6 protein-coding genes and 1 tRNA gene are annotated in these 7,665 nt (G+C 60.6%); 3 read left to right on the forward strand and 4 right to left on the reverse strand.

Annotated features, from left to right (window positions below; translation table 11 throughout):
• Positions 1-93: 93 nt before the first annotated feature.
• Positions 94-1,833, forward strand: coding sequence for a dipeptidase (locus BMX59_RS15445; protein ID WP_093123084.1), 1,740 nt, complete (start codon positions 94-96; stop codon positions 1,831-1,833).
• Positions 1,834-1,878: 45 nt separating this feature from the next.
• Here the strand turns inward: BMX59_RS15445 and BMX59_RS15450 are convergent, their stop codons facing one another.
• Positions 1,879-3,540, reverse strand: coding sequence for a M24 family metallopeptidase (locus tag BMX59_RS15450; protein WP_093123087.1), 1,662 nt, complete (start codon positions 3,538-3,540; stop codon positions 1,879-1,881).
• Positions 3,541-3,618: 78 nt separating this feature from the next.
• Here BMX59_RS15450 and BMX59_RS15455 point away from each other — a divergent pair, with 78 nt between their 5' ends.
• A complete protein-coding gene (locus tag BMX59_RS15455; protein WP_093123089.1) occupies positions 3,619-5,124 on the forward strand; it encodes a MocR-like pyridoxine biosynthesis transcription factor PdxR in 1,506 nt (501 codons plus the stop codon).
• A gap of 11 nt (positions 5,125-5,135) precedes the next feature.
• Here BMX59_RS15455 and BMX59_RS15460 read toward each other — a convergent pair whose 3' ends face one another.
• Both BMX59_RS15460 and BMX59_RS15465 read right to left on the reverse strand, forming a co-directional pair.
• On the reverse strand, positions 5,136-5,387 hold the full coding sequence (locus BMX59_RS15460) for a hypothetical protein (protein ID WP_071492230.1): 252 nt from the start codon (positions 5,385-5,387) through the stop codon (positions 5,136-5,138).
• Between the two features lie 59 nt (positions 5,388-5,446).
• Positions 5,447-6,550 (reverse strand): polyamine ABC transporter substrate-binding protein, encoded by a 1,104-nt coding sequence (locus BMX59_RS15465; protein ID WP_093123092.1) that lies wholly within the window; start codon positions 6,548-6,550, stop codon positions 5,447-5,449.
• Between the two features lie 139 nt (positions 6,551-6,689).
• Here BMX59_RS15465 and BMX59_RS15470 point away from each other — a divergent pair, with 139 nt between their 5' ends.
• Positions 6,690-7,481: a response regulator transcription factor gene (locus BMX59_RS15470; RefSeq protein ID WP_071492228.1), complete on the forward strand. Its 792-nt coding sequence runs from the start codon at positions 6,690-6,692 to the stop codon at positions 7,479-7,481.
• 89 nt (positions 7,482-7,570) lie between these two features.
• On the opposite strand, the gene BMX59_RS15475 is transcribed toward BMX59_RS15470, so the two are convergent.
• Positions 7,571-7,646, reverse strand: a tRNA-Gly gene (locus tag BMX59_RS15475).
• Positions 7,647-7,665 lie beyond the last annotated feature (19 nt).

The raw sequence follows: 7,665 nt of genomic DNA on the forward strand, positions 1-7,665 counted from the left end.
TCTCACGCCTTCACAGTGTTAGTGTGTGGAAATGTTTCTGACAGATCGATCAGAAACCTCCTACTTACTACCTGCAAAGGAATGCGTCTCTCCATGCACTTTCCACTCAAGCAATTGGCGGCTGCCACCCTGTTTGCGGCGAGCCTTTCGGCTGTTACCTGCCCCGCCTTCGCCAACATCACGCCCGAGCAAAGCACGGCGATTCTCAAGAACTTCAACGAAACGTCCGTCACCGATTTTCGCGGTTTCCTCGGCGCGCTGGCTAAAGGCGACCTGGGCAAGACCAGCGACGTCGGCCCGGCAATCAGTGCCTTTCTCGACAACAAAACCCTGAGCGCCGACCAGCAGAACGAAATCAATCGCCTGCTGGGCATCTACACCCGGGTGAAGTACGGCAAAGCCGCCCCCGAAACCCTGCGCGAGCTGGTGGAAATCCCGACCTTCAACGTGGATGGCCTGCCGCAGTACAAGAACCCGGAATTCATCAAGATCGCCGGCAAGCTCCAGGACCTGGCCAAGGCCTTTAACCTGAACTTCCGCAACATCGACAACCGCGTGTACGAAATTTCCCTGGAAGGCAGTGGCGACGAAGTCGTCGGTATCCACGCCCACGCCGATGTGGTGCCGGTGACGCCGGAAAATTGGGTGCTCAAAGATGGCACCAAACTCGACCCGTTCAAGGTCACCCTGATCGGCAACCGCATGTATGGCCGTGGCACCGAAGATGACAAGAACGGCATCGTCGTGGCGATGTATGCCATGAAGGTGATCAAGGAAGAAAAGCTGCCACTGGCGCGCAATTTCAAGCTGCTGGTCGACACCACCGAAGAAACCTCCGGCGACGCGATCCCTTACTACTTCCAAAAGAACCCGACACCGCAATACAACCTGGCGCTGGATGGCGGCTACCCGGTGGTGATTGCCGAGAAAGGCTACGGCACGGTGATGGCAACCTTCCCGCGCCGCAAGGGTGAAGGCAAAGGCGCGGAAATCATCGCGATGACCGGCGGCATGGCCACCAACCAGATTCCGTCGGCATCGGTGGCGACCTTCGTCAGCGACAAGCCTGCCGAGTTGGCCGCCAGCCTGCAAAAGGCCGGCAGCGAATACGCCAAGCGCAACGGCGGCGATTTTGAAGTGGCCGCCAAGGTCGACGGCAAAGACGTCAAGCTGACCGTCACCGGCGTGTCCGCTCACTCCTCCGAGCCGGAGTCCGGGGTCAACCCGGTGGCGCGCATGCTGGAGCTGATCCACAGCGTCGACGGCAAGATCGCCCTCAAGCACAACCACATCACAGACGCGGCGCGGTATGCCTCCGACAACTGGGGCCTGGACTACCTGGGTAGCAAGTTGGGCGTGGGCTTCTCCGACGAGTTCATGGGGCCACTGACTACCTCGCTGACTTTTGTCGGCCTGGATGAAAAAGCCTTCAAGCTGGCGGTGAACCTGCGGGTGCCGAAGGGCAAGTCGCCGGAGAAACTCAAGGCCGAGATCGCCGACAAGCTGAGCGCCTGGGACAAGAAAGCCAAGGTCAAGGTGGACTTCACCTACTCGGTGGCCGAGCCGATGTACCGCAACCCGGAAGGTGAATGGGTCAAGGCACTGCTGGCAGTCGCCACGGAAAACCTCGGCATGGAGCACAAGTTCGGCACCTCCGCCGGCGCAACCTCTGTGCATGAACTGCCCAACGGCGTGCAATTCGGCCTGGCGCGCCCGGAAGTCAAATACACCGGGCACACCGACGGCGAGTTCAAGACCGTCGACCAGTTCCTGCTCGACCTGCAGATCGTCACCGAAATGATGGGCCGTATCGGCCAACTGCCGAAGCTCTGAGCCCAAAGCACTGATGCAAAGGAGCCCGCCGCAACGGCGGGCTCCTCAGGCTTGCAGCCTCAACATATCCTCGAAAAAACCACCGACCGGTTCCGTGGGATGGCACAGCTGGATTTCCAGCACCCAGGCCATTTCACTCGGTGGGATGTCCAGATCCGCCAGTTCCTTGTTCTCGAACAACGCGTGGGGGAAATCCGCCAGGCGATGCCCCGCAAGGTTGCGCGCCAGCCTCCAGCCTTTTGCCACGGCGCTCTGCTCGGCGAAATCATACAGCTCTCGACCGGTGAGGCCTCGCAACCAGGCGTCGCGGGTCTCGTCGAACACCTCGTGCAGCGCGGTCGTGCACGCCAGGTGCAGCGGCGCGTCACCGAACACAAAGGTATCGCCGTAGTCGCCTTCATAGCCGTCCCACACCGGGCCCAAATCAACCACGACGATATCGCTGGCGCGCAGCCTGCGCTGGCGGTCGACCCCTTCGCGGGGTGGGCGGACCGTGTCGGCGCCAAAGCGAATATAGGTCGGGTGCCAGGTGTGCGATGCGCCCATGGCCTGCAGTTGTTCGGTGGCCATCTCGAGGGCTTCGCCGGTGGTCATGCCTACCCGCAGTCGGCTGGCAATGGCCGCCAGGGCGCGGATGGATTGGTCACGGGCCGCCAGCATGCCGTCAAACGAGTAACGGGGGCCGACCTTTTCCCAGATCGGATCGAACGCAGGTGTAGGCGCTTGCGTGCCTGCGCCACCACTGGGCACAAAGGCTTCGGCGACAAACCGGTGAGCCGGCAAGCCCGCGTCGAGGCACTGCTCGCGGACCTGGCGGATCATTGCGCCGTTGCCGCACGCGTACACCTGGGCGACTTGCCAGTGATGCCCATGACCCAGCGCAACGTCCTGCACGCGCCCCTGCGAAGCCAGCACCGGGTGCCAGTGAAAACGCGGGTGATCGATGACGGACTGGTCCAGGAACACGCGGTCATAGAAGTCTGACGGTTGCGCGCCGCCCCAGTACAACGTCACTTCGACATTGCGCTTCAAGGCGCTCAACAGGATTGGTTTGATGCCGGCATAGCCGGTGCCCGTGGCGAACAGGACCACGGGGCTGTCATCCACGTCCTGCCAGGTGCAGGCACCAAAAGGCCCCTCCAGTTGCAGCACGTCGCCGGCCTCCAGGTCGCCCAGAACAGCCTCGGAAAACAGCCCGCCGCGCACCTGGCGAATCTGAAAGACCAGGCGCCCGTCATCTTCGGCCGGCAGGTTGGCGATCGAGAAACACCGCGAGTCACCGTCGACCAGACGGAACTTGAGGTACTGGCCGGCACGCACCGCCAATGGCAGGTCCGGCATCAGCACCAGCTCAATGATGTCAGGGCTCAATGCGCACTTGCTCAGCACTTGCGCCTCGACACTCAGCGCGGGGGTGTCCAGGGACCAGCCGGGAATTTCCAGGCGCATATCGCCGCAGGCGTGGCTCTGGCACAACAACATTTCATTAGCCGCCAATGGATAGCACGGCGCGGGGGCGTTCGGCGCCAACTGCCTGGCCCGGTACTGCCCTTCTGCGACTACCACCTTGCACGATCCACAGGCACCGCGCCGACAGGAAAACGGCACGGACAGGCCACTGGCGAGCATCGCATCGAGCAACAGCTCATCACCGGCCTCAAAGGTTTTCCCCGAGGGGGACAGTTCGATGACATGACGTGTATTCATAACAACCTCGGGGGTGAGTGAGGCTTGATTGTTGCGCTAGACTAGGCCCATTAAAACCTCCAGTTTTGGATACTTCAGATGGTCCAGATGCGTAAATGGCGGCCGCTGCTCAAGCTGGACGAGAGCGCCAGCCAGGCGTCCTACCGCAAGATCGCCGAAGGCCTGGTGACGGCAATCGTCGAGGGTCGCTTGCCGCCCGGCACCTTGCTGCCGGGCACGCGGGAAATGGCGCAATTGCTCGACGTCAACCGCAAGACCGTGATCCTGGCCTACGAAGAAGCCATGACCAAAGGCTGGCTGGTCAGCGAGCCGCGACGCGGGACCTTCGTCAATGCGCAATTGGCGCCCAAGCCATTGCCGAATCGCGCGCAACCGTCCTTCGCACCGCCCGTCCTGGCCCAGGCGAACGCGCCGTACTTCACCCAGAACGCCCAGGCGACGGCACTGCAACATCGGCGTGGCGCACTGTTTTTCGACAACGGCACCAGTGACCACCGCCTGCTGCCCCAAGCCGTGCTGCACCGCCACTACCGCAATGCCCTGCGCAACAGCTTCGCCTCCAATACGGTGCGCTATGGCAGTGAGGGCACCGGCTATGAGTTGCGCTGCGCCCTGGCCGAAATGCTGCGCAACAACCGCGGGCTGACGGTCAGCGCCGAGAATATCTGCCTGACCCAAGGCACCCAGATGTCGCTGTACCTGAGCGCCAGCCTGCTGCTCAAACCTGGCGACGTGGTGCTGGTGGAACGCCTGAGCTACCCGCCGGCCTGGGAGATTTTCCGCAAGCTGGGCGCGCAGTTGGTCACCGTGGATGTCGACGACGAAGGCTGCCGCACGGACCAGATCGATCGTCTGTGCCGCGAGCACAAGGTGCGGATGATCTATCTCACGCCGCACCACCAATTCCCCACCACCGTGAGCCTGCACGCAGCGCGTCGGCAACAGCTGCTGGCATTGGCGGCACTGCATGACTTCTGCATCATCGAAGAAGATTACGATCACGAATATCACTTCAACGGGCGACCTTACCTGCCGCTGGCCAGCGACCGTTCACAGCGCCATGTGCTCTACGTCGGCTCGCTGTCCAAGGCGCTCGGTTCGACGTTTCGCTGCAGCTATGTGGTGGCTCCCACACCCGTCATTGAAGCCCTGCACGGCAACGCTGCGTTGATGCTGGGCGATGCCGACGCGGTGGCGCAGAAGATGCTCGCGGACCTGATCAACGCGGGTGAGTTGAAGAAACACCTGCGTCGGGTATCCAAGGAATACCGCGCCCGCCGCGAAACCTTGCAGGGCTGTTTGCATGCGGCATTCGGTGATCGGATCATGGTGCGCGAACCCGAAGGCGGGCTGGCGCTGTGGGTGCGTTTTGACGAAAGGATAAACGTCGAGCAGATGGTGGCCACCGCATTGGACCATGGGCTGGTCGTACGCAGTGGTCGGCAATTTTCGCCCATGGACCAGCCGGAAAATGCGTTGCGCCTGGGCTTTGCCTCACTCAATCAGGCGGAAATCCGTGAGGCCACGGTGCGCCTGGCCAAAGCGGTGAACCTGTGCGCACACAAAAATGCCGATCATCGCTGATCGGCATGCGGTTAGAGCGGCAGCAGGAAGCGGGATTTCTCTTCGGCCCGGGCCAGTTCCGGGAACTCCAGCAGCAGCGCCCGGTTGCCCCGGCCAATATGCTCCATCACCGCCCGTGTAATGTACTCACGCACCATGCCCGTCGAGACGTAATACATGGCCCAGGCTTGTTCGGGCGTACAGTGGCCGATCTGTTCTTCGATTTGCGTGTACGCCTCGTCATCGTCCGACTTCACGTCGCGCTGATATTCCGCTTGGCCCATGATTGATCTCCTTCAACGGCACGCCTGCAACAGCCCGGCATGCCTGGTCATTCAGCCGGTCACGTGCCGCTCTTCACTTTGGTCCACACACGCGTGCGGATTCGCTCCAACTTCAAGGGCAGCGGTTCAAGGGGAACCAGTGTGGCAATGGTCTCTTTGGACGGATAAATCCAGGGGTTGTCGCGCAGCTTCTGCTCGACCAACTCGGTAGCGTCCTTGTTGGCGTTGGGGTACAGCGTGTGGTTGGAACTCTTGGCAATCACTTGCGGCTCAAGCATGTAGTTGATAAACGCCAGACCCTGCCTGGCATGCGGCGCATCCTTGAGCAGCACGAAGTTTTCCGACCACACCAACCCGCCCTCGCGCGGCAGGCTGTAGGCAATCTTGCGCCCGGTGTTGTTTTTTTCATTGATGGCCTGTGCCGTCAGCGCCCCGCTCGCCCAGCCCACCACCACACAGATGTTGCCATCGGCAAAGTCGGCATCCGTCCTGGATGAATCAAAGTAAAGGACGTAAGGGCGGATCTTCAGCAGCAGCGCCTGGGCTTTCTGGTAATCCTCAGGGTTCTGGCTGTTGCTGGGCAGCCCGAGATAATGCAAGGCGATCGAAATGATTTCACTCGGGGAATCGAGCATCGCCACGCCACACGACTTGAGCTTGCTGATGTTCTCTTCCTTGAAGATCAGGTCCCAGCTGTCTACCGGGGCATTCTCGCCCAGGGCGGCCTTGACCTTATCCACGTCGTAACCAATGCCGGTGGTGCCCCACAGGTAGGGCACGGCGTAGCGATTACCCGGGTCATTGGCGGAGAGCAGCGCCAGCATCTCCGGATCGATATGCGAGAAGTTGCTCAGTTGAGAGCGGTCCAGCGGCGCCAGTACGCCAGCCTTGATCAGGCTGGGCAAGACATTCGACGTGGCGACGACCACGTCATACCCGGTACGCCCGGCCATGACTTTGCTCTGCATGATCTCGGCACTGTCGAAGGCATCCATGTGCATCCGGGTGCCGGTTTTCTGCTCGAATTCCTTGGGTGTTTCCGGGGCGATCAGCCCGAACCAGTTGTAGAGGTTGACCCGGGGTTCGGCCGCCGAGACCGGCGCGCTCGCGCCAACACAGACCAGCGCCGCCATGAACATGGCGCGCAAATGGGGTTGACTCATATCGCTATCCTTGTCAAAAACGACAGGCCATCATGGCCTTCATCCGCTGAGGGGTGAATATACTCGGCACGTCCGATTAGTAAATACCTAGAAGTACTTAGCCCAGCCCCATGAATGCCTAACCCTAAAGGGGTAGTACATGTCGCTCGACCTTCACAACCTGGCCTGGCATCGGTCGGCCGGGACGCTGATCATGCAACTGAACCGACCGGCGTTCTGGAGCTCACTGGTTCGCGTGCTAAAGGAATACGTCCAGATCGACAACTGGGTCGTGCTGATCTTCAGCGACCACCAGGTACGGGTGGTCAGCGTGACTGAGGTCGCCGATGCGGACGAAGTGGACGCGTTGACCCAGCGCTACGTAAAAGGGCTGTACCTGCTCGACCCGTTCTACATTGCCAACCGCGAAAACCCGCAGAGCGGCTTTTTTCATCTGTCCGACATTGCGCCGGAGCACTTCCTGACCACCGAGTATTACCACCAGTATTTCGCCCAGTACATCAGCGTGGATGAGGTGCAGTACAACGTACAACTCGACGCCGACAGAACGCTGTGCATTTCATTTGGCAGCAACGCGCGATACAGCCCGCAGCAGATCGCGACCCTGGACATTATCAAGCCATGGGTGATGGCGTTGATGCATCAACGCATGTGCTTTGAGACTGATGCGGAAAAAAGCCAGGACGAACCGCCACCCTGGTCAGAGGCCATCGTGCAACTGGGCACACAAATCACTGCGCGCGAAAAAGATGTGCTCAAGTTGCTGTTGAGCGGTTTTTCCAACAAAGAAATCGCCGGCAAGCTGAACCTGTCGGCAGAGACCATCAAAGTTCACCGTCGCAACCTCTACAACAAACTGAACATCAAGTCTCAGTCCGAGTTGTTTGCGCGTTTTTTCATGCCGGCGCAGGAGGCCCAGACGGCGCATTGAACGCTGCCGCAGCGGGCCTGCGGCGTCTCCGCACAAATCACGCACAAACAAAAACGCCGATCATTGCTGATCGGCGTTTTTGTCGAATATGGAGCGGGAAACGAGACTCGAACTCGCGACCCCGACCTTGGCAAGGTCGTGCTCTACCAACTGAGCTATTCCCGCAAATGGCGTCCCCTAGGGG

The organism is Pseudomonas sp. NFR09 (assembly GCF_900111535.1).
Classification (GTDB): domain Bacteria; phylum Pseudomonadota; class Gammaproteobacteria; order Pseudomonadales; family Pseudomonadaceae; genus Aquipseudomonas; species Aquipseudomonas extremorientalis.